Here is a 25,006-nt window from a genome sequence, read left to right on the forward strand (position 1 = left end):
GGATCGGGATCATGGGATGACGTACACGACGGCGGTACGCGCCGGGATGGAGAAGCGGCCCGTGGCCGCATCGACGCTTGCCTGCAGCGGGCGACGATCGGCCGCATCCGGCGCGCGTTGCACCGGATGCAGGACGTAGGGCTTGCGCGCCTCGTCCGGCAGGGCCAGCACCTGCGCGCCTGGCGAAACATTGACCAGGTACAGGATGTCGCTGAAGCCGGCGCCGGGATAGCCGCGGCCGTCCAGGTGCGCGACGACGACGCCCGCATTCTGCTCCGGGCCGACATTGCGGAAGGCCAGGCGCTGCGCGATGTCATCGGCGCTGCGCATGCGGAACAGCGTCGAACTGGCGCGGATGCGCAGCAGGTCGCGGAAGGCGTCGCGCATCCAGGCGATGTCGCGCGGCGACGGCTTGATCGCCGCATCCGCCAGCACCGGGCGTTGCAGCGGCCAGTTCTTCGCGTTGTCGGCCGCGGGCGGCAAGCCGGCGCCGAAGCCGTTGTCGGTTCCGGTCCAGTCGATGCGGTTGAACCAGTCGCCGGAATCGAAGCTGTTGCCGTCCAGCGACTTGGATCGCAGCAGGTCGATGCCGGCGTGGTAATAGGCGATGCCCTGGCTGAAGGCGACCAGCGCGGCGCCGAGCAACTGCACGCGCGCGCGCTCGGCGGGCGAGGTGTCGCGCGGCAGGCGCAGCGCGTCGATGTCGAACAGCGTCGCGTTGTCGTGGTTCTCGACGTAGTTCACGACCTCGCCCGGCTGCGCCGCGTAGCCCGCCGGGGCGCCCTTGTAGTCGATCGCGGACAGCGCCAGGTCGGCACCGCCCGCGGTCCGCATGCGCACGTCGCGCAGGGTTCCCGCCAGGCCCACGCGGACGAGGTCGGCCGCGCGCAGCAGGTCCGCGCGCGACGCCCCATGCCCCATCGCGTTGGGCGCCTCGAGCAGGCCGTTGATGTAACCCTGTTGCCGCACGAGGTCCTCGCCGGAATCGCAGCAGCCACCGCCGCGGATGGCATCGCGCGCGCGATCGCTGAAGGTGGCGATGCCGCTGCCGGCGAGCGATCCCTGCGCGGCCTGCACGAAGCGCGCGCCGTTGGCGATCTCGCCGAAGTTCCAGCCTTCACCGATCAGCGGAACATGGCGACCGGTCGCCGCGTCGACGCGCCGCTGCAGCGCCTCCATGGCGGCGCGCGGCTGGTGGCCCATCAGGTCGAAGCGGAACGAGTCGATGCCGTAGTGCGTGGCCCACGAGACCGCGGTATTGATCATCAGCCGCGCCATCATCGCGTTCTCGGTCGCGGTGTTGGCGCAGCAGGTCGAGTGTTCGACCTGGCCCGTCGCATCCAGCCGCTGGTAATAGCCCGGCACGATGCGGTCGAGCACAGAATGCGCATCCTGGCCCGCGGCGGAGGTGTGGTTGTAGACGACGTCCATGCCGACCCGCAGGCCCGCTGCGTGCAGCGCCATCACCATCGCGCGGAATTCGCGGATGCGCACGCCGCCATCGGCGGCGTCGCTGGCATAGCTGCCTTCGGGCGCGCCGAAGTGGAAGGGGTCGTAGCCCCAGTTGAAGCAGTCGCGATCGGCGACCGCGCCGACCGCCGCCTGCTGCGCGGCGCTGTCGGCGGCGGCATGCGGAATGGCAGGCGTGACGCAGCCCGACTCGGGGACGCTGGCGAAGTCGAACACCGGCAACAGGTGCACGTCGGTCAGCCCCGCCTGCGCCAGCGCGCGCAGGTGCTGCATGCCACGGGAGCCGGCGTCGGTGAAGGCCAGGTACTTGCCGCGGTGCGCGGCCGGCACGCCGGGATCGGACGCCGAGAAATCGCGCACGTGCAACTCGTAGATGACCATGTCGGTCATCGATGCCGGTGCCGCGGGACGCGACGCCTGCGTCCATCCGGGCGGCTGCAGCGCCGGATCGTCCAGGTCGGCGACAGCGCTGCGGCGCGAATCCGTGGTCAGGCTGGTCGAGTACGGATCGGTCACGCGGTTGCGGACCATGCCGACGCCAGGCACGAAGACAGTGACGAGGTAGGTGTAGTAGCGACCGCGCAGGTCGACCGGCATCCGCACCGACCACACGCCCGACGCCATGTCGCGTTGCAGCGCCAGCGTGCGTGTTGCCGGCGCGGTGCCCGTATCGTGCAGGCAGAGTGACACCGCACGTGCGGTCGGCGCCCACAGGTTGAACGTCGTGGACCCGGTTGCGACATGGACACCAAGATCAAATCGCGATGCGGCCTGCATGGTCAATGCATCGAGCAGACCCGGCAATTGCACCCCGGTGGCATCCAGCACGCGGCCGTCGTCGGCTTCGCGCACCAGCAGCCATTGGCCGTCGAGCAGGCCGCGCAGGACGCTGGCGTCGCGATCGGACAGTGCGAGGCGCGGGCCGGCGCCGATGAAATGGAAACGTTGTTCACGCTCGGCCGGCAACACTGCCTGCGCCAGTGTCAGCGGCAGCCTGCGGTCGCTGCCCGCCACCCGCGCGCCGGTCGTGGCGACCAGTCGTGCCTGCGCGGAGTGGTACAGCGCGAACCGTCCGGGCTGCGCGTGCGGCCATTGCAGGTGTCGGTCGTCGAGCCAGTAGGCGCGCGCATCGGTCGCGGACCGCGCGGCAGGCGCGATCACCTGCGCGGATTCCGCAGCATCGCAGGCGAGCTCCGTCGCCGACGGGTGTCCATCTGCCAAGGCCGTGCCAGCCAGGGCCAGGCCGAGGATCACCAGCAGCGACTGGCTCCGGGGCCGCAGGCGCGCCGGTCGCGCCACGTCAGTCGCAGGTGGCGAAAAAAACGCCATGGGCGGGCAGGTGCAGCGTGCCATCGTCCTGCCGACCCGCCTGCACGCCGGGCACCGCGATCGGCTGCACGCGCATGGCGTCGGGCAAGGTCCAGTCGACAGTCGCCGCGGACAGGTTGAACACCGCCAGCAGGCTGCGTCCTTCATGCACGCGAACGAAGGCGAGCACGGGCTCGGGCGCATCGAGGAAGCGGATGGCGCCGTGCACGAGCACCGGTTGCGCGGCGCGCCAGCGCAGGAACGCGCGCACCGCGTGCAGCGTCGAGCGCGGATCGGCCTCCTGCAGGGCGACGCTGCGGATGCGATGGGACTCGGGAATCGGCAGCCACGGCGTGCCGGTGGTGAAGCCCGCGGCCTGGCTGTCCTCCCAGGGCATCGGCGTGCGGCAACCATCGCGGCCCTTGAAGCTGGGCCAGAACGCGATGCCATAGGGATCACGAAGATCCTCGAAGGCCACCTCGCCTTCCTCCAGCCCGAGCTCCTCGCCCTGGTACAGGCATACCGAGCCGCGCAGCGACGACACCAGCGCCACCAGCTGCTCGGCGAAACCATCGCCGGCCGCATCGCCGCCCCAGCGGGTGACCGCGCGCTGCACGTCGTGGTTGGAGATCGCCCAGCACGGCCAGCCCTGCGTCATCTGCTGCTCGAGGCGCTCGACGGTGCCGCGGATGTAGGCGGCGCTGAAGTCGTCGGTCAGCAGCTCGAAGCTGTAGCCCATGTGCAGGCGATGGTCGCTGACGTACTCGGCCATCGTCGCCAGCGAGTCCTCCGATGAGATCTCGCCCAGGGCCGCGACGTCGGGATAACGGTCGAGCAGCGCGCGCAGCTCCTCCAGGAACGCGAGGTTTTCCGGCTGCGTGTTGTTGTGGTAGTGGTACTGGAACGCGTACGGATTGTCCGGGCTGAAGCCGCGGCCGTTGCGCAGGGCCTCGGGCTTGGCGGGGTTGTCGCGCAGCCGCGCGTCGTGGAAGCAGAAGTTGATCGCATCCAGGCGCAATCCGTCGACGCCGCGATCCAGCCAGAAGCGCACGTTGTCCAGCGACGCGACGCGGACGTCGGCATTGTGGAAGTTCAGGTCCGGCTGGGATGCGAGGAAGTTGTGCAGGAAGTACTGCTTGCGGCGCGGCTCCCACTGCCAGGCCACGCCGCCGAAGATCGACAGCCAGTTGTTGGGTGGGCTGCCGTCGGGTTTCGGATCGGCCCAGACATACCAGTCGGCCTTCGGGTTGTCGCGGCTGGCGCGGCTCTCCGCGAACCACGCGTGCTCGGTCGAGGTGTGGCTCAGCACCTGGTCGATCATCACCTTCAGCCCGCGGCGATGCGCGGCATCCAGCACCCGGTCGAAATCGGCGAGCGTGCCGAACATCGGGTCGACGGCGCGATAGTCGCCGATGTCGTAACCGAAGTCGGCCATCGGCGACTTGAAGAACGGCGCGATCCAGATCGCATCGACGCCGAGCGACGCGATGTAGTCCATGCGCTCGCCGATGCCGCGCAGGTCGCCCACGCCATCGCCATCGGTATCCTGGAAACTGCGCGGATACACCTGGTAGATGACGGCGCCGCGCCACCAGTTGTTCGTCGTCATCATGTCGTCCGGCAGGTCCTTGCCGCTCACGGCACGACACCGCGCAGCCATGCAACTATTCCATGGCCGGCCTCCGGGCGCGGGTGCCCATCGTCGCGGACGGCGATGAATACGTTTGCATCGGAAATTGTGCAGGGGGCAGGATGTCTACCCTTGCAGTCCCGGCCACGCCTGCTGCGCGATGCCCAATCAACAAGGAACCGTGCCCGTGCGCTCGAAACCCACGTTGTCGTTCTGGCAGATCTGGAACATGTGCTTCGGCTTCCTCGGCATCCAGTTCGGCTTCGCGCTGCAGAACGCCAACGTCAGCCGCATTTTCCAGACCCTGGGCGCGAGCATCGACGACATCCCGGTGCTGTGGATCGCCGCGCCGCTGACCGGCCTGATCGTGCAGCCCATCGTCGGTTACCTGTCCGACCGCACCTGGAACCGGCTGGGGCGCCGGCGGCCGTACTTCCTGGCGGGTGCGGTGCTGGCGTCGCTGGCGCTGTTCGTGATGCCGAATTCGTCCGCGCTGTGGATCGCCGCCGGCCTGCTGTGGGTGCTGGATGCGTCGATCAACATCTCCATGGAGCCGTTCCGCGCATTCGTCGGCGACCAGCTGGCACCGGCGCAGCGTCCCGCGGGCTTCGCGATGCAGAGCTTCTTCATCGGCATCGGCTCGGTCGTCGCCAGCCTGCTGCCCTGGCTGCTGGCGCAGGCCGGTGTCGGCAACACCGCGGGGCCGGGCGGAATCCCGGACACCGTGCGCTACGCGTTCTATTTCGGCGGCGCGGTGCTGCTGCTGGCGCTGGGCTGGACGGTGCTGCGCACCCGCGAATATCCACCCGAGGTGCTCGCCGCGTTCGATGACGCCCGCCCGCCAGTCGAGGCCGCCCGGCCGGCCTCCATGGTTCCGCGCCGCAGCCAGGCACTGGCGTGGCTGGTGGTCGGGCTGCTCGGCGTGCTCGCGATCGCACGCTTCGGCCTGGACAAGCAGCTGTACATCCTGGCCGGCGGCATCGCGGCCTACGGGCTGGCGCTGCTGGCCAGCGGCTACACGCGCTCGCAGGGCATGTTCGCCACGATCATGCGCGACGTGCACGACATGCCGGCGACGATGCGCAAGCTCGCCGTGGTGCAGTTCTTCTCCTGGTTCGCGCTGTTCGCGATGTGGATCTACACCACCGCCGCGGTGACCGCGGTGCACTTCGGCAGCACCGACACCACGACGGCCGCCTACAACGAGGGCGCCAACTGGGTCGGCGTGCTGTTCGCCGCGTACAACGGCTTCGCGGCACTGGCCGCGATCGTCATCCCGCAGATGGTCAAGCGCTGGGGCCTGCGCATCAGCCACCTGGTCAACACCACCCTGGGCGGGATCGGCCTGCTGTCCTTCGTCGTCATCCGCGACCCGCACTGGCTGCTGCTGTCGATGGTCGGCGTCGGTTTCGCGTGGGCGTCGATCCTGTCGCTGCCCTACGCGCTGCTGTCCGACAGCGTGCCGTCGGAAAAGATGGGCGTGTTCATGGGCATCTTCAACTTCTTCATCGTGATCCCGCAGCTGGTTGCGGCCAGCCTGCTGGGCTTCCTGCTGAAGGTGTTCTTCGGCGGCCAGCCGCTGCAGGCGCTGGTCATCGGCGGGGTCAGCCTGATCGTCGCCGGGCTGTGCGTGCTGCGCGTCGCCGAGCCCGTGCCGAGCCTGGCCACCGCGCCGGCGGCGCGCCCATGAGGCTGCATCGCAGCGCGCTGTGGCTGGCCTGCGCGATTGCCGGCGGCTGTGCGACCGCGCCTGCAACGCGGCACGCTGCCGCCGATGCAAGCCCCAGCGTCGAATACGTCGGCACGCGCGAGCCCTTCGCGTCCAAGGCGGTGTACTTCGTCCTGACCGATCGCTTCGTCAATGGCGACACCAGCAACGACCATCGCGACCAGGGCGGCAAGCATCGGACCTTCGACATTCCCACGCCGGGCGCACCGCAGGGGCAGAGCGACAACATCGGCTACCTGGGCGGCGACTTCCGCGGCGTGCTCGACAACGCGGACTACATCCGCGACATGGGTTTTGGTGCGGTGTGGGTTTCGCCCATCGTCGACAACCCGGACGAGGCGTTCACCGGCGGCGACCCGGTGCACTGGGGCGGCATGTTCACCGACCGCGGCAAGACCGGATACCACGGCTACTGGGGCGTGAATTTCTATCGCCTCGACGAACACCTGCCGAGCCCCGGGCTGGATTTCGCCGGGCTGACCGCGGGGCTGAAGCAGCACGGCCTGAATACCGTGCTCGACATCGTCTGCAACCACGGTTCGCCGGCCTACACGATGCCGGTGGCGCAACCGAAGTTCGGCCAGATATTCGACCGCGACGGCAAACTCGTCGCCGACCACCAGAACCTGCCGCCAGGCAAGCTCGACCCGCTGCACAACCCGCTGCATGCGTTCTACAACACGCACGGCGGGCTGGCGCAGCTGTCCGACCTCAACGAGAACAACCCGGCGGTGATGGACTACCTGGTCGGCGCCTACGAGCAGTGGATCGACCAGGGCGCGGCGGCGTTCCGCATCGACACCATCGGCTGGATGCCGCAGTCGTTCTGGCACGCATTCGTCGGTCGCATCCGCAGCCGCCATCCGGGCTTCTTCATGTACGGCGAGGCATTCGACACCAATGCCGACAAGATCGCCGAGTTCACCAAACCCGAAAATGCCGGCGTCAGCGTGCTGGATTTCCCGCTGCGCGAGCGCATCTCCGATGTCTTCGGCAGCAAGCACGCGGGCTTCGAGCGCATCGCCGAGCGCCTGTACCTGGAGCACGGCCCCTATCGCAACCCCTATGACCTGGTGACGTTCTACGACAACCACGACATGGCGCGACTGGATGCGGACGACAACGGCTTCATCGACGCGGACAATTTCCTGTTCACCGCGCGCGGCATCCCGGCGATCTATTACGGATCGGAGACCGGCTTCATGCGCGGCACCGCCGAGCACGCCGGCAACCGCAACTATTACGGCCAGGCCCGCATCGATGCCGCCGCCGGCAATCCGATCCACGACCGGCTGCGCCGCATCGCGCGGCTGCGGGCGCAGTCGCCTGCGCTGCAGCGCGGGCTGCAGGTCAACCTGCTGATGCAGGGCGACCGCGCGGCGTTCTATCGCGTCTACCAGGCCCGGGGCCAGCACCAGATCGCGCTGGTGCTGCTCAACAAGGGCGATGCGGCCGCTGCCTTCGACCTGCCCGGCGTGCAGGCGGGCCAGTGGCGCGATGCGTTGCAGGGCCAGTCGATCGATGTCGCTACCGGTGGCGGGTTGTCCACCAGCGTGCCGGCGCACGATGTCGCGGTGTACGTGCTGGATGCGCCGGTGCGCGACCCGGCATTGGCCGCTGCGCTGGATCGCGCCGTGGCCGCGGCGCGGCCCGACGGATCAGGCGGGGTCGCTGGAGCGCCGCACCACGAGTGACACGGGGAGGATGGTGCCGGTGGCCGGCTCATCGCGCACCAACTGCATCAGCGTCTCGACCAGCAGCTGCCCGGCGCGCGTGGTGTCCTGCGCGATGGTGGTCAGCGATGGCCTGGCGAAACGCGCGGTGGGGATGTCGTCGAAACCGACGACCGCGACGTCTTCCGGGATGCGCAGCCCCTGCTCGCCCAGCGCGCGCATGGCGCCGATCGCGATGAGGTCGCTGGCGGCGAAGACGGCATCGAACGGCGCGCCACGCCGCAGCAGCTCGCAGGCCGCGGCATGGCCGGCTTCCTCCGAGGTTTCCGCGTCCACCTGCAGCGCGGGGTCGATGGAGCCGCCGGTCGCCGCCAGCGCGTCGTTGCAGCCGCGGTAGCGCTCGAGGAATTCGGGATAGTGGCTGGACGCATCGCCGAGGAAGGCGATGCGGCGGCGGCCACCGTCGATGAGATGTTCCGCGACCAGGCGTCCACCCTGGTAGTTGTCGCAACCAATCGAGATTCCCGGCTGGTCGGGCAACACCGCGCCCCAGCGCACGAAGTGCGTGCCGCGCTCCACCATGTCGTCGAGCTTGTCGCGATACAGCACGTAATCGCCGTAGCCGAGCAGGATCAGCCCGTCGGCCTTCATGCTGTCCTCGTAATCGGCATGCCAGTCGTCGGACAGTTGCTGGAAGGACACCAGCAGGTCCTGGCCCTGGCGCGAGCAGGCCCGCGTGATCGAACCCAGCATCGACAGGAAGAATGGATTGATGTGCGAGTCGTCCGGTGTCGGATCCTCGAACAACAGCAGCGCCAGCGTGCCGGAGCGCTGCGTGCGCAGGCTGGAGGCGTGGCGGTCGACCTTGTAGTTGAGCTCCCGGGCGACATCCTCCACGCGCTTGCGCGTCTGCGCGTTCACCAGCGGGCTGCCACGCAGCACGCGCGACACCGTCGCCTGGGACACCCCGGCGCGGTGGGCGATATCGATCGAGGTGGCCTTGGGTTTGCGCGTCATCGCCTGGAACCGGGAATCAGGCCGGCAGTGTAGGCCTGCGTGGCGGCCGCGCGGCCCGGTCGCATCGTCATGGCGTCCTCCACGGCCGGCATCCGGTCAGTGGGCCTCGTCCCAGTTGCGCCCGACACCCACGTCGACCACCAGCGGCACGCGCAGCTCCGCGGCGCCCGCCATGCGGCGCCGCACCTCGTCGCGCAGGGTGTCGATGAAGTCGCTGTCGGCCTCGAACACCAGTTCATCGTGCACCTGCAGCACCATCATCGCGCGCGCGGCATGCGGCTCCAGCCAGCCGTGCAGGTCGATCATCGCGCGCTTGATGATGTCGGCGGCGGTGCCCTGCATCGGTGCGTTGATCGCGGCGCGTTCGGCACCGGAGCGCAGGCCGGCGTTGCGCGAGGCGATGTTCTCCAGGTACAGGCGCCGGCCGAACACGGTTTCGACGTAGCCACGTTCGCGCGCCTGCTGCCGGGTGTGTTCCATGAAGTCGCGCACGCCCGGATAGCGGCTGAAGTACAGCGCGATGTAGTCCTGCGCCTCGCCGCGCGCGATGCCGAGCTGCTTGGCCAGGCCGAATGCGCTCATGCCGTACATCAGGCCGAAGTTGATCGCCTTGGCGGCGCGGCGCTCGTTGTTGCTGACATCCTCGATCGCCTTGCCGAAGACTTCCGCGGCGGTGGCGCGATGGATGTCGACGTCCGAGCCGAATGCGCGCAGCAGCGCCGGATCCTGCGACAGGTGCGCCATGATCCGCAGTTCGATCTGCGAGTAGTCCGCGGCCAGGATCAGGCGCCCGGGCGGTGCGACGAAGGCCTTGCGGATGCGGCGGCCGTCCTCGGTGCGGATCGGGATGTTCTGCAGGTTCGGATCGCTCGACGCGAGCCGGCCGGTCGCGGCGCCGGCCTGGTGAAAGCTGGTGTGCACCCGGCCGTCATCGCGATTGGCCATGTCCGGCAGCTTGTCGGTGTAGGTGCTGCGCAGCTTGGCCAGGCCGCGGTATTCCAGGATCACGCGCGGCAGTTCGTGCTGGTCGGCGATGGCCTCCAGCGCTTCCTCATTCGCCGACGGCTGTCCGGTCGGCGTCTTCACCAGTGCCGGCAGCTTGAGTTCCTCGAACAGCAGGGCGCAGACCTGTTTGGGCGAATCCAGGTTGAAGGTGCGTCCCGCCAGCTCCGTCGCCTGCTGCTGCAGCACCAGCATGCGCCGGCCCAGGTCGATGGACTGGCGGCGCAGCTCGTCCATGTCGATCATCACGCCGTTGGCCTCGATGCGTTCGAGCACGGGCACCAGCGGGATCTCGATCTCGGTATAGACGCGCTCCAGCGATGGCTCCGCGGCGAGTTTGGGGCGCAGCACGCGATGCAGGCGCAGGGTGACGTCCGCATCCTCGGCGGCGTAGCGCGTGGCGTCGTCGAGCGCGACCTGCGAGAACGCGATCTGCTTGGCGCCCTTGCCGGCGACATCGGTGTACTTGATGGTGGCGTAGCCCAGGTAGCGCCTGGCCAGCGAGTCCATGTCGTGGCGGCTGGCACCGGCGTTCCAGACGAAGCTCTGCATCATCGTGTCGTCGGCGTATCCGCGCACGTCCACGCCATGGCAGCGCAGGACGTGCAGGTCGTACTTGCCGTGCTGGCCGATCTTGCGTTTTCCGGCATCGGCGAACAGCGGCCGCAGCGCATCGAGCACCTCGGCCTGCGCGAGCTGCTGCGGGACGCCGGGATAATCGTGCCGCATCGGGATGTACGCAGCCCTGCCCGGCTCGACCGACACGCTCAGGCCGATGAGCTTCGCGCACAGGGCGTCGAGCGAATCGGTCTCGGTGTCGAAGGCGAATTCGATGGCTGCCTGAAGTTGTCCGATCCAGTCGTCGAGCTGCGCGCGGGTCAGCACGGTGTCGTACACGCCGGCCACGGCCAGCGCCGGGTCGAGGCTGTCGTCGACGACGGCCGGCGCGCGCGCATAGCCGGCCTCGGTGCCGCGCACGCTCACCCGTCCCTCGCGCGCCGGCGGCGGCGTGCCATCGAGTTCGCGCAGCGCGGCATTGAATCCATAGCGCGCGTAGAGCGTGCGCAGGGCGTCGACGTCGCGCTCGCGCAAGGTCATGGCGCGCGCCGGCAGCTCCAGTTCCACGTCGGTCTTGATCGTCACCAGCTCGCGGTTGAGCGGCAAGCGGTGCAGCGCCGCGCGCAGGTTCTCGCCGATCTTGCCGCCGATGCGCTCGGCATTGGCGATGACGCCATCCAGGCTGCCGTATTCGGCAAGCCACTTGGCGGCGGTCTTCGGCCCGCATTTGTCCACGCCGGGGATGTTGTCGACGCTGTCGCCCATCAGCGCCAGCAGGTCGACGATCTGTCCGGCGCGCACGCCGAACTTGGCGACGACGGCCTCCTCGCTGTCCAGCCGGCTGCCGCTCATGGTGTTGACCAGCAGGATGCGACCACCGCCATCGATCGTGCGCACCAGTTGCGCGAAGTCCTTGTCGCCGGTGGAAATGGTGACCTCGCTGCCATCGGCCGCGGCCTGCATCGCCAGCGTGCCGATGACGTCGTCGGCCTCGACGCCGTCGATGCGCAGCATCGGGAACCCGAGCGCCTGCACGATCTCGCACATCGGCTCCATCTGCGCGCGCAGGTCGTCGGGCATCGACGGACGATTGGCCTTGTAGTCGGCGTACATCGTGTTGCGGAACGTCGGCCCGGGCGCGTCGACGACGAACACGGCGCAGTCCGGCTGCTCCTTGAGCGTGGCCCGCAACATGTTGACCACCCCGAACAGCGCACCGGTGGGTTCGCCCGCCGCGTTGGACAGGGGCGGCAGCGCGTGGAACGCCCGGTACAGGTAGGAAGAGCCGTCGATCAGGACCAGTCGATGCATCGGTCGATTCTACGCCGCCGGCCGTTTTTCCCTCACCCGGCCGCGTCACGGTCCGGGGGCATAATCGGCCAGCACCCGCCCCAGGAGGTCCACCGTGCGAATCCCACTCGTGCTCATCGCGACGGCCCTGCTGGCCGCCTGCGCCACCACGGCCGAACCCGAGATCCCTGCCAACGCCGTCGCGGTCACCCGGACCGCGGCCAATGGCGATATCGTGTCCGAATATCGCGTGCAGGGACAGCTGCGCATGGTGCGCGTGCAGCCGGCACGCGGCCCGGTCTATTACCTGATCGACCGCAACGGCGATGGGCGGATGGACGCGTCCAAGGGCGACGTGTCGCCGGTGTACTACAAGATCTACGGCTGGTAACCGTCAGCGGACGCCGCGTCAGCCGCGCGGCCAGGCCTGCGGCCTGTGGCGGCCACCGCCACGCGCTGCCATGCTGGCCGGATGACGACGTCGAATCCGCCAGCCGTGGTGCTGGTCAACCTGGGCACTCCCGATGCGCCGACCGCACGCGCGGTGCGGCGCTATCTGTCGGAATTCCTGCACGACCATCGCGTCGTGCAACTCACGCGCTGGCTGTGGTGCCCGCTGCTGCACGGGGTGATCCTGCCGCTGCGCGGGGGCCGCGTCGCGCGCAAGTACGCGGCCATCTGGATGGATGGCGGATCGCCGCTGGCGGTGCATACGCGTGCACTGGCGGCGGCGGTGCAGCAGCGCATGCCGCAGGCCACGGTCGTGCACGCGATGCGCTACGGCTCGCCGTCGCTGGCGTCGACGCTGGCGACCTTGCGCCGATCGCACGAGCGCATCGTCGTCCTGCCGCTGTATCCGCAGTATTCGGGGACGACCACCGCATCGGTCGGCGACATCGTCGAGCGATCGCCGGGAACACCCGTGCGCATGCTGGGCGATTACCACCTGGATCCGGCCTGGGTCGCGGCGATCGCGGACTCGGTCCGCGCACATTGGGCGCGGCACGGTCGCGGCGAGCACCTGTTGCTGTCGTTGCACGGCATCCCGCAACGCCTGGTCGCCGCCGGCGATCCCTACGCCGTGCAGTGCGAGGCAAGCGCGCGGGCAATCGCCGACGCGCTGGGCCTGGGCGCCGGCGAGTGGACGCTGGCCTACCAGTCGCGCTTCGGCAGTGAGCGCTGGCTGCAGCCGGCGACGGTCGATGTGATCGATGCACTCGCCGGCAGCGGCGTGCGCACGCTCGACGTCGTCTGCCCGGGTTTCGCCGTCGATTGCCTGGAGACGCTGGAGGAAATCTCGATGATGCTGGCCGAGCACTTCGAGCAGTCCGGCGGACACCTGCGCTACATCCCCTGCCTCAACGACTCGCCGGCCCATGCCGATGCACTGGCCGCGTTGATCGAACGCGAACTGCAATGATCGGAGCCGATGCCCCGCGCGAGTGGAGCCTGGACCTGCCGACCGGGCGCATCGCCGGCCTGCGCGCCGGCGAGCCGGGTGCGCCGCGCGTGCTGGCCCTGCATGGCTGGCTGGACAACGCCGCCAGCTTCGTCCCATTGGCCGCGCACCTGCACGGACTGGACCTGGTGTGTCCCGACTTCCCCGGCCACGGCCGCAGCGCGCACCTGCAACCGGGCGCCGACTATTCCTTCGCGGCCGCGGTCCACAGCGTGCTCGACATCGCCGATGGCCTGGGCTGGGAGCGTTTCGCGGTGCTCGGCCACTCGATGGGCGCCGGCATCGGCAGCCTGGTCGCGGCCGCGTGTCCGGATCGGATCGATCGCTTCGTCGCCATCGAAGCGCTCGGTGCGCTGGCCGAGACGCCCGATCGCACCGTGCAACGCCTGCGCGAAGCGGTTGCGGCGACGCGCGCGTTGCAGCACAAGCGCCTGCGCGTGTTTCCCGACATCGCCAGCGCGACCCGCGCACGCATGCAGGCCAATGCGCTGAGCGAGCCCATCGCCCGGCTGCTGGTGGAACGCGGGCTGGTCCCGGTCGAAGGGGGCTACATCTGGAGCAGCGATCCACGCCTGACCCTGCCGACGATGCTGCGCACCACGGAAGAACAGGTACGTGACCTCGTCGCGGGCATCACCTGCCCCACGCGCGTGCTGTTCGCCGATCCAGCCCAGCCCTATCTGCCCGACGCACTGCGCCGCGAGCGCGCCGCGCTGCTGCCATGCGGGGATCTGCGCATCCTCGCCGGTGGCCACCACCTGCACATGGAAGATCCGGCCGCCGTTGCCGACGCGATCGGCGATTTCCTCAGCCGCTGACGACCGCGCCGCGATGAATTCCGGATGCGAATGTCCGCGCCGCGCCGCCGCGCGCCATGACCCCGCGCCTGCCCTGAAAGCGCACGACCCACATCAACCCAGCAGCGCCCGCAAAGTCGCCTTCAAGCGCCGGCCTTCCGTGCGGAAATAGCCGCGCTCGTCGCGCCAATCCGGGAATCGCTTCTCCACCTCGCGCCAGAAACTGCGCGAATGGTTGCCATGGATCAGGTGGCAGAGCTCATGCACCAGCACGTACTCGAACGACGCCGGCCGCGCGAGCACCAGCGACAGGTCGAGCACGACATTGCCATCGGGCGACAGCGAACCCCACTGCGATGTCATGCGCTTGAACGCGATCCGCCGTGGCGGCCGTGGCAGGGTTGCCAGGTAGCGTGGCAGCCAGTGGCCGACGTCGGCGCGCCCCTGGCTTTCGTAGAAATCACGCAGCGCACGTTGCAGCGAGGCCTGGCTGGCGCGCTCGCCTGCGGTGAAGACGATGACGTCGCCCTCCTGCTGGACCCTGGCGAAACGGCCAGGCCGCCAGTCCAGCGGCCATTGCGCGCCGCGCAAGGGCAGTTCCGCGGTGACGCCCAGCAGAAGTGGCGGCGCGGCGACATCCGCATAGTGGCCCAGCTGTGCCGACAGCCAGTCGCGGTGCTCGACCAGGAAACGCTGCCCGGAGACCAGGCTGGCGCGCGCGGGCAAGGTCAGTCGTGCGCCGCGCTCATCGACACTGAGCTTGAGCCGGCGCGCACGCGGGTTGCGCACGCGCTGCACCTCGACATCGCGCCCGTCGGCCAACGTGAACGACAACGAATCGCGCTCGATCGTGCGCGGCCGGGGTGCGAGCAGACGACCAATCAATTGCAGTGGGCCACCGTGTCGACGTTGCAGCGATGCTAGCGCACCGTCGACGACGATGTCGCCAACGCGCGCATCATCGCGATCCTGCATGCGTGGTCGTTCGTGGTTGCCGGGCGCGAAGCGATCGCCGTTCAGGCCGCCGCATCGACCTTGCTGAGCTTCAGCGCCGATTCGAGGATCGTGAACAGGCGCTTGGCCTCGCCCGCCATCAACGCGAAGCGGGCGTCGAGTTCGGCATGCAGGTCATCGCGCTCGGTCGATTCGAGCGTGTCGACGGCACCATCGAGCAGCTTGAACTTGCGCAGCACCAGGTCCTCGCCGAGCACGAAGGACACGTGGTCGTCGAGCGTCAGCGCCAGTCGCGTCACCTGCTTGCCGGCTTCCAGGTGGCGTGCGATCTCGTCGCAGGCCAGGTCGTGGCGCTGGCACTTGACGATCGCGCCGCGCTCGGCCGCATCCTTGAGTTCGCATTCATCGCCCAGGGTCAGGCCCTCGGGCAACGCCTCGCCGGCGATCCAGCCGGTGAGGATGGAGCGCGGCGCGACTTCCGCATTCAGCGGCAACGCCGGGAAGCTGCCCAGCGCGCGACGGATTTCGCTGACCACGCTCTCGGCGCTCTTGCGGCTGGCGGTGTCGACGATGCACAGGCCGTGCTCGAGGTCGAGCAACGCATCGGTGCGCGTCGGCCGCACGAAGGCGCGCGGCAACAACTCGTGCACCAGATCTTCCTTGAGCCGCTTGCGCGTGCGGCCGCCGGGCTTGCGGCCTTCCTTGCGCTCGATCTCGGCCAGTTTCTGCGCGAGCAGTTCGTTGACGACCGCCCCGGGCAGCAGCTTGTCCTCGCCCCCGACCGTCAGCCAGATGGCATCGGCGATGCGGTGGGACATCGCCTCGGTGTCGCGTCCCATCGGCGGCACGAAGCCGCGCGAGGACAGCTCGAGCGCGCCGACCGGTTTCAAGCGGCATTCCTCGAGTTGTGCATCCAGCGTATCGAAGGACAGGGACGTCGGGAAACGGAAGAACGTGAGGTTGCGAAAGAACATCGGAATCCTGCAATGGGCAAAGGCGGAAAGCGCCATCGCGCCGACGGTGCGGTCAGCGGGCTGGCCGGTCGGATACGCGTGGCACCGCGGGGAATCGGGTCGGGCCGTGGTCGCCGGTCGGGCCGCATGCGGCGGCGCCACGACAGCGGCCGCCATTCTATCGTCGCCAGCCGCGCATGACGTTGCGGCGGCGCACGGTTAAGCTCGCAGCGTGAATGCCTCGACCGATCCCACCGAACTGGCGCGCATCGCCATGCGCCTGCTGGAGTTGCAGCAGGAGCATCGCGACCTCGACGTCGCCATCGCCGGCCTGCAGGCCGCGCCCGGCGACGACCTGGCGGTCAAGCGGCTGAAGAAACGCAAGTTGCAGCTCAAGGACTGCATCGCGCGCCTGGAATCCGCGCTGATCCCGGACGAGCCGGCCTGATCGAACCGGCCTGATCGAACCGGCCTGGTCGAACCGGCCTGGTCGAAACCAGCCCGATCGCTGGCGTGGTCGAAAACCGGCGTGATCAGCCGCCGTTGGCCTCGGGCCTGACCGCTTCCGGGCTGACCTTCTCGATGGTGTGGCGCAGTTCGCGGCCCAGGATGACCTTGGCATCGCGCGCCCAGGCATCCAGGCGTTCGTCGAACACCAGCTTGTTGTTCGCGTCCGGCCACACCAGGCGCAGCTCGCGCAGCTTGAGGATGAAGGTGCGGAACAGCGACTTGTCGAAGAACTCCGGCGCGGCGGGTGCGTACAGCAGGCTCAGGCGCTGCGCGGCCAGCTGGCACAGGCTTTCGAGTTCGGACGTGCCCAGCGTCCCCGGCCCGTTCTTCGCCAGCACCGACATGGCGATGTAGTAGCGCTCGAATGCCTGCTGCAGCGCATGTCCGATCGCGCGCAGGCGGAACATCTCGTCGCTCTGGCCGGACTTGCGCCCGAGCATGCCGGGATCGTCGCCGACCTGCGCGAGCAGGCCTTCGCGCATGAACACCTCGATGGTGCGGTCGATGCGCTCGACGAAGCCGTCGTCGTCCCATGGCAGGAACAGTTCCGCGCGCAGGAACGGATACATCTCCCGTCCCAGGCGCAGCACCGTCTGCCGCGACATGCGCCGGTTGTGCAGGAAGCAGCACGCGATCCATGCCGATGCCGTGAACAGGTGCAGCACGTTGTTGCGGAAATAACTCAACAGCACCGCGGTGTCGCCATCGACGCTGAGCACGTCGCCCAGCGGATGCGCGATGCGCGTGAGCATGCCGATCTCCTCGCCGTGCGCGACGATCTGCTGCGGCGTGTGCGGGGTCACGGTGACGCGCGGGCCGTACGGCACCTCGGCCAGCAGGGTCTTGGACAGCGCGATCTGCGCGAGCAGGTCGGCCTCGCCCATGGCGTGCTTGGGCGTGGACAGCAGCGCCAGCGCCAGCAGGTTCACCGGATTGACGTCGGCGGCGCGGTTGATGTTGACCTGGATCAGCTGCGCGGTGGCATCGACGGTGTCGGACAGCCAGTCCGGGCGGTCATCGTCGTTCAACGCGGTGCCATCCCAGGCCGGCGCGTGCTTGGCCAGCATGTGGTCGAGCTTGATCGGCTCGCCGAAATTCACCACGACCTGGCCGTAGTTCTGGCGCAGCACGCGCGGGATGCCGAGCAGCAGGCGCAGGATGGATTCGTTCTGCTTGGGCTTGCCGGTCAGCTCGTCGAGATAGCTGTCGCCCTCCATCAGTTTTTCGTAGCCGATGTACACCGGCTGGAACAGCACCGGGCGCACCGGCTGGCGCAGGAAACCGCGCACCGTCATCGAGACCATGCCGCCCTTGGGCGGCAGCAGCCGGCCGGTGCGCGAGCGACCGCCCTCGACGAAGAATTCCAGCGAATAACCGCCGGCGACCAGTTGCGCGACGTACTCGCCGAGCACCGCCGAGTACAGGGCGCTGCCACGGATGCTGCGCCTGATGAAAAACGCACCGCCACGCCGCAGCAGCGTGCCGATGACCGGCAGGTTGAGGTTGATGCCGGCCACGATGTGCGGCGGCACGATCCCGCGCGTGAACAGCAGGTAGCTCAGCAGCAGGTAGTCCATGTGGCTGCGATGGCAGGGCACGTAGACGACTTCATGCCCGGGCGCCGCGGCCTTGAGCTCGTCCAGGTGATGCACCAGCACGCCGCGGAACACGCGGTTCCACACCGAGGTGAGCAGGAACGACGCCGAACGCACCACCGGGTGCGAATAGTCGGCGGCGATCTCGTAGGCGAAGGCGTGCGCTTTCTTCCAGGCTTCCTCGTGGCCCTTGTCGGTGCTGCCCCGGTTGTCGCGACGGGCCTGGTCGGCGATGGCTTCGCGCACGGAGTCCGCGGCCAGCACCTTGTCGATCAGCAAGCGCCGCGTCGACAGGTCCGGGCCGATCACCGCCTCGCGGATGCGGTGGAAATGCGTGCGCAGCACGCGCGACAGCTTCCGCACCGCGCGCTCGGACGGGATGTCCTCGGTGACGATCGCGCGCAGGTCGATCGGCGGGGAGAACCGCACCAGCGTGTTGCGGCCGTTGAGCAGGATCGCCAGCAGGCGACGGAAGCGTCCCACCAGCGTCCAGTTCTCGGAAAACAGCACCGAGAACCAGCCGCTGTTCTTGTCCGGCGCGCGCCCGACGAAAATCGAGACCGGGACCAGCTGCACGTTGAGCGCCGGATCGACGCGGTGCGCCGCGAGCAGGCGCGCGAGCGAATCCGAGTGGCGCCGGACCGGCGTCGGCGGCTGGTTGGTGGCCAGCTGTGCCGCGCGGTTGAGCGCGCTGCCAGCGTTGCGGCGCGACAGCGCCACGTAGGCGCGCTTGCGGCCCAGCGGATCGCCGGGCAATGGTTGCAGCGGCGAGGGCATGCCGGCGTCGCGGCAGGCCCGGTCCAGCACCAGCGCATTGGACAGGCCGTAGTCCTCGAGCACGTAGCACACCGGCCGGTCGTCCAGGCGCTGCGCCGGCGACGCGGGCTCGATCTCCAGCGCGATCCATGGCGCCAGCACCCTGCCCAGCAGGCTGGCCCACCAGGGTCGACGCTGCAGCGCCGGATCCACCGGTCGCGCGACCGGCAATTCGGCCTGTACCGGAACCGGATCCTGTCCGTCGCCCGCCAACGCGTCGGTGGCCGGTCGGTCCGGTCGGTCCGTCGCGCGTCGCGATGTGTCCGCGTGGTCGGGGGCGGCGGTGCCGGTCGGGGCTTCCTGCTCCGCCGGCAGGGCGGGCGGATCGGCGAACGGCAAGGTCGGCTGGGTCGGCATCGCCGGCATTATCCCCCAGCGCCGGGTTGCGGGGTCCGTCGGCCGCCGGCTATGGCGCGGCGGCGACCTCGGCGATGGCAACGGCGGCTTCGGCATGGCGCAGGAAGTCGTCCACGTACCAGAGCCCCTCGACGCGGCGGACGGTCACGACCGTATCGATGGGACGCCCGGCCAGCCGATAGCGCATGCGGACCCGCGCGCTGTCCCCGGTCTGCTGCTGCAGCGACGCGTCCATGCTGTCCAGGTCCGCATCCAGGTCCAGGCCATAGGCCGCCAGCGCCTGCTTGAAGGCGGCCTGGAACCGGCCCATGCGCTGCAGGCTCGCGGTCATGCCGGCGGCGCGGAAGTCCTCCGCCGACGCCAGGCCGGTCGCACGAGCGGCCACGGTGAGGCGCGCGATCGCCTGCCGCGCCAGTGCGGGATCGCCCAGCGGGGCCTGCCGCCCCCAGGAGGCCATCGCCTGCATCAGCTGGACGTAGTGCTCGCGCTCGTCGCTGCTGAAGTTGCCGCGGTCATGGATGTACTGCACGCCGAAGACGCCCAGCGAGGCGACGGCACCGTGGATCTGGCGATCCTGCCCGGCGAACTGATGGTCGAACACCTGCTGCAGGCGCACCGGTGCGTCGGGCGCCGACAGCGATGCCAGCAGCGCTGGCAGGCGATTGGCGAACGGCAGCTCCTGCAGCGGCCAGCGCGTGCGGCCGGCTGCCCATGCCGCCTCCAGTTGCCGATGCAGGGCCGGGGGCACCGCGTCGCGGGCGAAGGCGTCCAGATCGTTGTCGCGCAGGTGCCGGGTGAGCAGTCGCACCGCCCGCGCCGGCGTACTGGCCGTGACCGGCACCGTCGCGGGCGCGGTCGGTGGTGGCGTCGTGCGCTGGCAAGCCGCCAGCAAGCTGGCAGACAGGAGGACCGATAGCGGTGGCCGCCACTGGAACATGCGCGCGGCCCTCCACGGCCGCGCGGCCATCTTGGCCGGGCCATGACGGCGCCGGCAAGGACGCGCGTCGCCCTTCGCGTCCCTGCGCGGGCTCAGCTGCCCAGCAACGCCTTGATCGCGGCAAAGCCCGCCGTGGCGCGTTCCTGCTTGCGCTCGGCATCGGCCACCGGGTCCGCGCCGTCGCGCTGCAGTTCGGCCGCGGGCAGTTCATCGATGAACCGGCTGGGTTGCAGGCGCAGGCGATCGCCCCACTTCTGCGCCTCGCGCGCGTGCGACAGCCACAGTTGTTCCTTGGCCCGGGTGATGCCGACGTACAGCAGGCGGCGCTCCTCGTCGATGCGGCCCTCGTCGATCGAGGCCTCGTGCGGCAGCACGCCATCCTCGACGCCGACGATGAAGACGTAGCGGAACTCCAGGCCCTTGGCCGCGTGCAGGCTCATCAGCCGCACCTGGTTGCCGGCGTCGCCCTTGTCGGCGTGCGACAGCAGCGCGAGCGCGGCGGCGAGCTCACCCGCGCCGGACGTGCGTGGCCCATCGAACCAGTCGGCCAGTTCGTCCAGGTTGCTGCGACGGCGCTGGAAGGTCGCCTCGTCCTTGCACTGCGCGCGCAGCATCGCCAGCAGGCCGCTGCGCTCGTTGAGCCGGCGCACGAGTTCGGCCGGCGGCAGCCGTTCGGCATCGTTGCGCAGCCCGCGCAGGACATCGACGAAGCCGCCGAGCGCGTTGGCCGCGCGCGGCGCCAGCTGCTTGAGCACCGCGATCGATTCGGCCGCGCGCGCCATCGGCAGCTGCGCGTGCTGCGCCATCTCGGCCAGCTTGGCCAGCGTCGTCGCGCCGACCTCGCGCTTGGGCGACTGCACCGCGCGCAGGAAGGCCGCGTCGTCATCGGGATTGGCGATCAGGCGCAGCCACGCCATCGCATCCTTGACCTCGCCGCGATCCAGGAACGCGGTGCCGCCACTGAGGTGGTAGGGCACGCGCAGCAGCTGCAAGGCCTTCTCCAGCGCGCGCGACTGGAAGTTGCCGCGGAACAGCACGCAGAAATCGCTCCAGGCCGCGCTGCGCAGCTGGCTGGTGAACTGGATCTCGCTGGCGACTTTTTCCGCCTCATGGGCGTGGTCCCTGCATTCCCAGACGCGGATGCGCTCGCCATCGGCCTGGTCGCTCCACAGCGTCTTGGGATGTTCGTGCGGGTTGTGCGCGATCAACGCATTGGCCGCGCGCAGCACGCGGTTGGAACAGCGGTAGTTCTGTTCCAGCTTGACGATCTTGAGCGCGGGATAATCGCTGCCCAGCTGCAGCAGGTTGTCGGGGTTGGCGCCGCGCCATGCGTAGATCGACTGGTCGTCGTCACCGACGCAGGTGAAGGCCCCCGCCGGCCCGGCGATGGCCTTCAGCAGCCGGTATTGCGCATCGTTGGTGTCCTGGCATTCGTCGACGAGCAGGTAGCCGATGCGCTCGCGCCACGCGGCGACGCAATCGGCGTCGGATTCGAGCAGTTGCACCGGCAGCCGGATCAGGTCGTCGAAATCCACCGCGTTGAACGTCGCCAGCCGCTGCTGGTAGCGCGCGTACAGTGCCGCGGCCTCGTGTTCGCGCACGCTGACCGCCGCGGCCGCCGCCTGCTGCGGCGACAGTCCGGCGTTCTTCGCGCGCGAAATGAGGTTGCGCATGGCATCGACCGCGTCGGGCTTGCTGCCCGGTGGCAGCAGGTCCTTCACCTGCGCGGCGCTGTCGTCGCCGTCGAAGATCGAAAACCCGCGCTTGAGCCCGAGCTTGGCGTGGTCGACCTGCAGCATCCGCAGGCCGAGCGCATGGAAGGTGCAGACCAGCAGGCCCTCCGCCGCATCGCCCTTGATGCGCCGCGCGACGCGCTCGCGCATTTCGCGCGCCGACTTGTTGGTGAAGGTGATCGCGGCGATGCGCTTGGCCGGCATCCGCCCGGACGTGATCAGGTGCGCGATCTTCTCGACGATCACCCGCGTCTTGCCGGACCCGGCGCCGGCGAGCACGAGCAACGGGCCCTCGGTGTGGAGCACGGCCTGGCGTTGTGGGGGATTGAGACCGTGCATGGCGAAGGATCGGAACGGCTGCGCAGTCTACCGGCGGTGCTCGGCGACCGGCCACGGCATCGCCTCAGCCGCAGGCCCCGCGTACGGCGCCCACCGTCCGGCCGATCACGCCGCCCTCGGGTTGCGCCACGGCGATGTCCTCGCCCAGCGCGTGCAAGGTCGCCAGCGCTGCCGGTCGTTGCGTGCCGCGGCAGCGCAGGCCCGCGGCGTCGGCGCCCGCCAGCCAGGCGACCTTGCGCAGTTCGACGTCGCGTTGCGACAGGCGCGACAGTGCGTCGAGTCGCGCCAATGCATCGGCGTCGCCATGGCTGGCGTCGAACCATGCCAGCGACAGTTCCGCGCGCCGCGTGTGCGGATGGTTCGCGCCGTAACCCGCCTGGGTGGCCTGCACCGCATGCAGCAGTTCGCCGCGCGCCTGCGGGTTGCCGAGCGCCGCGTCGACCTCGCCCAGCAGGCGATCGGTGTCGCCGACCAGCGGATGCGCGGCCCCCAGCCGATCGGCGCGCAACCTGCGCGCCTCCAGCAACAGCGGACGCGCCTCGCGCGCGCGACCCGCGTCCTGCAGCACCATCGCCTTGTTGAACAACACCGCCGCGAGGTCGCCCGGGTTGTGCCGCAGGCGCCGGATGGCGATGGCCTGGTCGAGCGCCGACAGCGCCGCGGCGATGTCGCCGCGTTCCCACGCGATGATCGCCAGGCTGTTGTCGTCCCTGGCGACGCTGTCGTGCAGCGGCCCCAGGTGCGCGACCAGCCAGGCGCGGCTGGTCCGGTATGCGCGTTCGGCCTCGCGCAGGCGTCCTTCGTCGACGTGGATCCCGGCCAGCTGGCGGGTGGCATCGATCGTCGCCGGATGTTGCGGGCCGTGCACGGAGAAGGAGAGTCGCAACGCCTCGCTGCAGTGGGTTTCGGCCAGGTGGATATCGCCGAGGATGCGTTCCATTGCGCACACGCGCCGCAGCAGGTCGATCGCCAGCGGATGTCGCGGGCCGACATTGGCGCGCAGTTTCGCCAGCGCAACGCGGTAACTGGCCAGTGCGCCGCCAGTGTCGCCGCGGTCGCTCTGCAGGTCGGCCAGGTCGGCCAGGTTTTCCGGGATGCCGACGACATCGCCGAGCGGATCGCGCCGCAGCGCCAGCGCCCGGCGGAACAGCGTCGACGCCGCAGCCGTGGCACCGATGCCGCGTTCGCAGCGTCCAAGCTGCGAATCGAACTCGGCCGCCTGCACCGGCAATTGCTGCTGCTCGCGATCGACCAGCGCCTGCATCGGCCGCATCACGCCGATGCAGGCCGGCTCGTCGCCAAGCAGGCGCAGCGCACGCCCGCGACTGGTGGCCGCCTCCACCCGCAGCCCGGCCGGCGCATCGTCGCCCAGCACCTGCAGGATCGCGCCCTGCCGGTCCAGCAAGACCAGTGCCTGGCGGTAATCGCCCAGGCCGAGCCGCAATCGCGCGATGACGCCAAACAACTCCGCGCGGCCGATGGGTTGTCGCGCCAGTTCGCGGTCTCCGCGCTGGACGCCGGCATCGAGCAGCTGGCGCACGTCGAGCTTGCCGTCGCCGTTGTCGCCGCCGGCGTGTTCGAACAATCCCACCATGAAGTCCTGCAGTGCCTGCGCGCGCGCCGCCTCCTGCACGGCCTGGCGCGCCTGCCAGGCGACGATGCCCAGCGCCGTGGACAACACCAGCGCCACCAGCAGCGCGGTGGACAGCGACCAGCGGTGGCGATGCGCGTACTTGCGCAGCCGGTAGCCGGCGCTTTGCGGGCGCGCCTGCACCGGCTTGCCGTCGCGGTAGCGCTGCAGGTCCAGCGCCAGCGCCTCGACCGACGGATAGCGCTGCTCCGGGCGCTTGGCCAGGGTCTTCAGCACGATGTTGTCCAGGTCGCCACCCAGCGCGCGGGCCCGGCGGCGCAGGGCCTGCTGTTCGGCGGCCGTTCCCTCGTTGCGCGACATCGCCGCCGAGGGGCGCAGCGGATCCACGCCCAGGATCGCTTCCTCCCATTCGGCATCGGTCTGCCGCTTGAGCCGGTAGGGCCGCGTGTCGGTCAGCAACTCGTACAGCACCACGCCCAGCGAATACACGTCGGTCATCGTGGTGACGGGCTCGCCGCGGATCTGTTCGGGCGCGGCGTAGTGCAGGGTGAACGTGCGCAGCCCGGTGCGGGTGTGCTCGAGTTCGAAGTTGCCGGTGTCCAGCAGCTTGGCGATGCCGAAGTCGAGCAGTCGCACCTCGTCCAGCTGCGTGACCAGGATGTTGGACGGCTTCAGGTCGCGATGGACGATGAGGTTGGCGTGCGCATGGCTGACCGCATCGCAGACCTGCAGGAACAGCCGGAGGCGTGCGTCCAGCGACAGGTTGTGGTCGCGGCACCAGTCGGTCAGCGGTTCACCGTCGACATGTTCGAGCGCGAGGTAGGGCTGGTTGTCCTCGCTGATGCCGGCGTCGAGCAGGCGCGCGATATGCGGGTGCTCGAGCCGCGCCAGGATCTGGCGCTCGCGGGTGAAGCGCAGTCGCAACTTGGGATCCGCCAAGCCCGGGCGCAGCAGCTTCAGGGCCACCCGGCGCTGGTACAGACCGTCGGCGCGGCTGGCCAGCCAGACCTGGCCCATGCCGCCTTCGCCCAGCATCCGCTCCAGCCGGTAGGGACCGACCATCGTCCCCGCGCGCATGCCCGGCAGCGGCGCCACCAGAGGCTGCGAGAGGAAGTCGTCGCGCCCCGCGGCCAGGGCCATCAGGCCCTCCAGGTCCGCGGCCAGTTGCGGATCCTCCTCGCGCAGGGACGCCAGGCAGCCCAGGCGGGCTTCCGGCTCCAGGTCGAACATGGCGTCGAGCAGGGGAGACAGCCGTTGCCAGCGTTCGGCGTCCATCGATCGACCCTGC

General features: G+C 69.6%; 16 protein-coding genes. 6 read left to right on the forward strand and 10 right to left on the reverse strand.

The genetic code is table 11. The annotated features are described in order from the left end of the window. Positions 1–9: 9 nt before the first annotated feature. Both GST15_RS08200 and GST15_RS08205 read right to left on the reverse strand, forming a co-directional pair. Positions 10–2,769, reverse strand: a complete 2,760-nt coding sequence (locus GST15_RS08200; RefSeq protein WP_233263109.1) for an alpha-1,6-glucosidase domain-containing protein — start codon at positions 2,767–2,769, stop codon at positions 10–12. A 1-nt stretch (position 2,770) separates the two neighbouring features. After that, complete coding sequence (locus tag GST15_RS08205) at positions 2,771–4,387, reverse strand: alpha-glucosidase family protein (protein ID WP_159017118.1); 1,617 nt, start codon at positions 4,385–4,387, stop codon at positions 2,771–2,773. 208 nt (positions 4,388–4,595) lie between these two features. Here GST15_RS08205 and GST15_RS08210 point away from each other — a divergent pair, with 208 nt between their 5' ends. Together GST15_RS08210 and GST15_RS08215 are read left to right on the forward strand one after the other, a co-directional pair. Beyond that, a complete protein-coding gene (locus tag GST15_RS08210; RefSeq protein ID WP_159016764.1) occupies positions 4,596–6,098 on the forward strand; it encodes an MFS transporter in 1,503 nt (500 codons plus the stop codon). After that, positions 6,095–7,831: an alpha-amylase family glycosyl hydrolase gene (locus GST15_RS08215; protein ID WP_159016765.1), complete on the forward strand. Its 1,737-nt coding sequence runs from the start codon at positions 6,095–6,097 to the stop codon at positions 7,829–7,831. Before GST15_RS08210 ends, GST15_RS08215 begins: the two co-directional genes overlap by 4 nt. Here GST15_RS08215 and GST15_RS08220 read toward each other — a convergent pair. Together GST15_RS08220 and polA are read right to left on the reverse strand one after the other, a co-directional pair. Beyond that, positions 7,796–8,827 (reverse strand): LacI family DNA-binding transcriptional regulator, encoded by a 1,032-nt coding sequence (locus GST15_RS08220; protein WP_159016766.1) that lies wholly within the window; start codon positions 8,825–8,827, stop codon positions 7,796–7,798. The genes GST15_RS08215 and GST15_RS08220 overlap by 36 nt on opposite strands. Positions 8,828–8,923: 96 nt before the next feature. After that, positions 8,924–11,698 (reverse strand): DNA polymerase I, encoded by a 2,775-nt coding sequence (gene polA, locus GST15_RS08225; RefSeq protein ID WP_159016767.1) that lies wholly within the window; start codon positions 11,696–11,698, stop codon positions 8,924–8,926. A 94-nt stretch (positions 11,699–11,792) separates the two neighbouring features. On the opposite strand from polA, the gene GST15_RS08230 reads away from it, so the two are divergent. The 3 genes from GST15_RS08230 to GST15_RS08240 all read left to right on the forward strand — a co-directional run bounded on the left by GST15_RS08230 (position 11,793) and on the right by GST15_RS08240 (position 13,954). Then, the gene (locus GST15_RS08230; RefSeq protein WP_159016768.1) at positions 11,793–12,068 is read left to right on the forward strand and encodes a DUF2782 domain-containing protein; all 276 of its coding nucleotides are present in this window, start codon (positions 11,793–11,795) and stop codon (positions 12,066–12,068) included. Positions 12,069–12,149: 81 nt separating this feature from the next. Further along, positions 12,150–13,097: a ferrochelatase gene (gene hemH / locus GST15_RS08235; protein ID WP_159016769.1), complete on the forward strand. Its 948-nt coding sequence runs from the start codon at positions 12,150–12,152 to the stop codon at positions 13,095–13,097. Next, complete coding sequence (locus GST15_RS08240; protein WP_159016770.1) at positions 13,094–13,954, forward strand: alpha/beta fold hydrolase; 861 nt, start codon at positions 13,094–13,096, stop codon at positions 13,952–13,954. The genes hemH and GST15_RS08240 overlap by 4 nt, the downstream gene beginning before the upstream one ends. 93 nt (positions 13,955–14,047) lie before the next feature. Here GST15_RS08240 and GST15_RS08245 read toward each other — a convergent pair whose 3' ends face one another. Together GST15_RS08245 and GST15_RS08250 are read right to left on the reverse strand one after the other, a co-directional pair. Continuing rightward, entirely contained in the window at positions 14,048–14,908 is an 861-nt protein-coding gene (locus GST15_RS08245; RefSeq protein WP_159016771.1) for a M48 family metallopeptidase, read from the reverse strand. Between the two features lie 41 nt (positions 14,909–14,949). Next, complete coding sequence (locus tag GST15_RS08250; RefSeq protein WP_159016772.1) at positions 14,950–15,861, reverse strand: recombination-associated protein RdgC; 912 nt, start codon at positions 15,859–15,861, stop codon at positions 14,950–14,952. Positions 15,862–16,114: 253 nt separating this feature from the next. On the opposite strand from GST15_RS08250, the gene GST15_RS08255 reads away from it, so the two are divergent. Then, positions 16,115–16,288, forward strand: a complete 174-nt coding sequence (locus GST15_RS08255; RefSeq protein ID WP_159017119.1) for a YdcH family protein — start codon at positions 16,115–16,117, stop codon at positions 16,286–16,288. 85 nt (positions 16,289–16,373) lie between these two features. On the opposite strand, the gene plsB is transcribed toward GST15_RS08255, so the two are convergent. The 4 genes from plsB to GST15_RS08275 form a co-directional block, all read right to left on the reverse strand. Continuing rightward, positions 16,374–19,127: a glycerol-3-phosphate 1-O-acyltransferase PlsB gene (gene plsB / locus GST15_RS08260; RefSeq protein WP_159016773.1), complete on the reverse strand. Its 2,754-nt coding sequence runs from the start codon at positions 19,125–19,127 to the stop codon at positions 16,374–16,376. Between the two features lie 40 nt (positions 19,128–19,167). Further along, positions 19,168–20,055, reverse strand: a complete 888-nt coding sequence (locus GST15_RS08265) for a hypothetical protein (RefSeq protein WP_159016774.1) — start codon at positions 20,053–20,055, stop codon at positions 19,168–19,170. Between the two features lie 92 nt (positions 20,056–20,147). Then, complete coding sequence (locus GST15_RS08270) at positions 20,148–22,127, reverse strand: UvrD-helicase domain-containing protein (RefSeq protein ID WP_159016775.1); 1,980 nt, start codon at positions 22,125–22,127, stop codon at positions 20,148–20,150. A 64-nt stretch (positions 22,128–22,191) separates the two neighbouring features. After that, entirely contained in the window at positions 22,192–24,993 is a 2,802-nt protein-coding gene (locus GST15_RS08275) for a serine/threonine-protein kinase (RefSeq protein WP_159016776.1), read from the reverse strand. Positions 24,994–25,006 lie beyond the last annotated feature (13 nt).

Source organism: Cognatiluteimonas profundi (assembly GCF_009792795.1).
Classification (GTDB): domain Bacteria; phylum Pseudomonadota; class Gammaproteobacteria; order Xanthomonadales; family Xanthomonadaceae; genus Cognatiluteimonas; species Cognatiluteimonas profundi.

Excerpts from the sequence above, each read along its gene's own strand:
- GST15_RS08205 (WP_159017118.1), bottom strand. The coding sequence starts at position 4,387 with ATGACGACGAACAACTGGTGGCGCGGCGCCGTCATCTACCAGGTGTAT.
- GST15_RS08215 (WP_159016765.1), top strand. The coding sequence starts at position 6,095 with ATGAGGCTGCATCGCAGCGCGCTGTGGCTGGCCTGCGCGATTGCCGGC.
- GST15_RS08220 (WP_159016766.1), bottom strand. The coding sequence starts at position 8,827 with ATGACGCGCAAACCCAAGGCCACCTCGATCGATATCGCCCACCGCGCC.
- polA (WP_159016767.1), bottom strand. The coding sequence starts at position 11,698 with ATGCATCGACTGGTCCTGATCGACGGCTCTTCCTACCTGTACCGGGCG.
- hemH (WP_159016769.1), top strand. The coding sequence starts at position 12,150 with ATGACGACGTCGAATCCGCCAGCCGTGGTGCTGGTCAACCTGGGCACT.
- GST15_RS08240 (WP_159016770.1), top strand. The coding sequence starts at position 13,094 with ATGATCGGAGCCGATGCCCCGCGCGAGTGGAGCCTGGACCTGCCGACC.
- GST15_RS08245 (WP_159016771.1), bottom strand. The coding sequence starts at position 14,908 with ATGCAGGATCGCGATGATGCGCGCGTTGGCGACATCGTCGTCGACGGT.
- GST15_RS08250 (WP_159016772.1), bottom strand. The coding sequence starts at position 15,861 with ATGTTCTTTCGCAACCTCACGTTCTTCCGTTTCCCGACGTCCCTGTCC.
- GST15_RS08255 (WP_159017119.1), top strand. The coding sequence starts at position 16,115 with ATGCGCCTGCTGGAGTTGCAGCAGGAGCATCGCGACCTCGACGTCGCC.
- plsB (WP_159016773.1), bottom strand. The coding sequence starts at position 19,127 with ATGCCGGCGATGCCGACCCAGCCGACCTTGCCGTTCGCCGATCCGCCC.
- GST15_RS08265 (WP_159016774.1), bottom strand. The coding sequence starts at position 20,055 with ATGTTCCAGTGGCGGCCACCGCTATCGGTCCTCCTGTCTGCCAGCTTG.
- GST15_RS08270 (WP_159016775.1), bottom strand. The coding sequence starts at position 22,127 with ATGCACGGTCTCAATCCCCCACAACGCCAGGCCGTGCTCCACACCGAG.
- GST15_RS08275 (WP_159016776.1), bottom strand. The coding sequence starts at position 24,993 with ATGGACGCCGAACGCTGGCAACGGCTGTCTCCCCTGCTCGACGCCATG.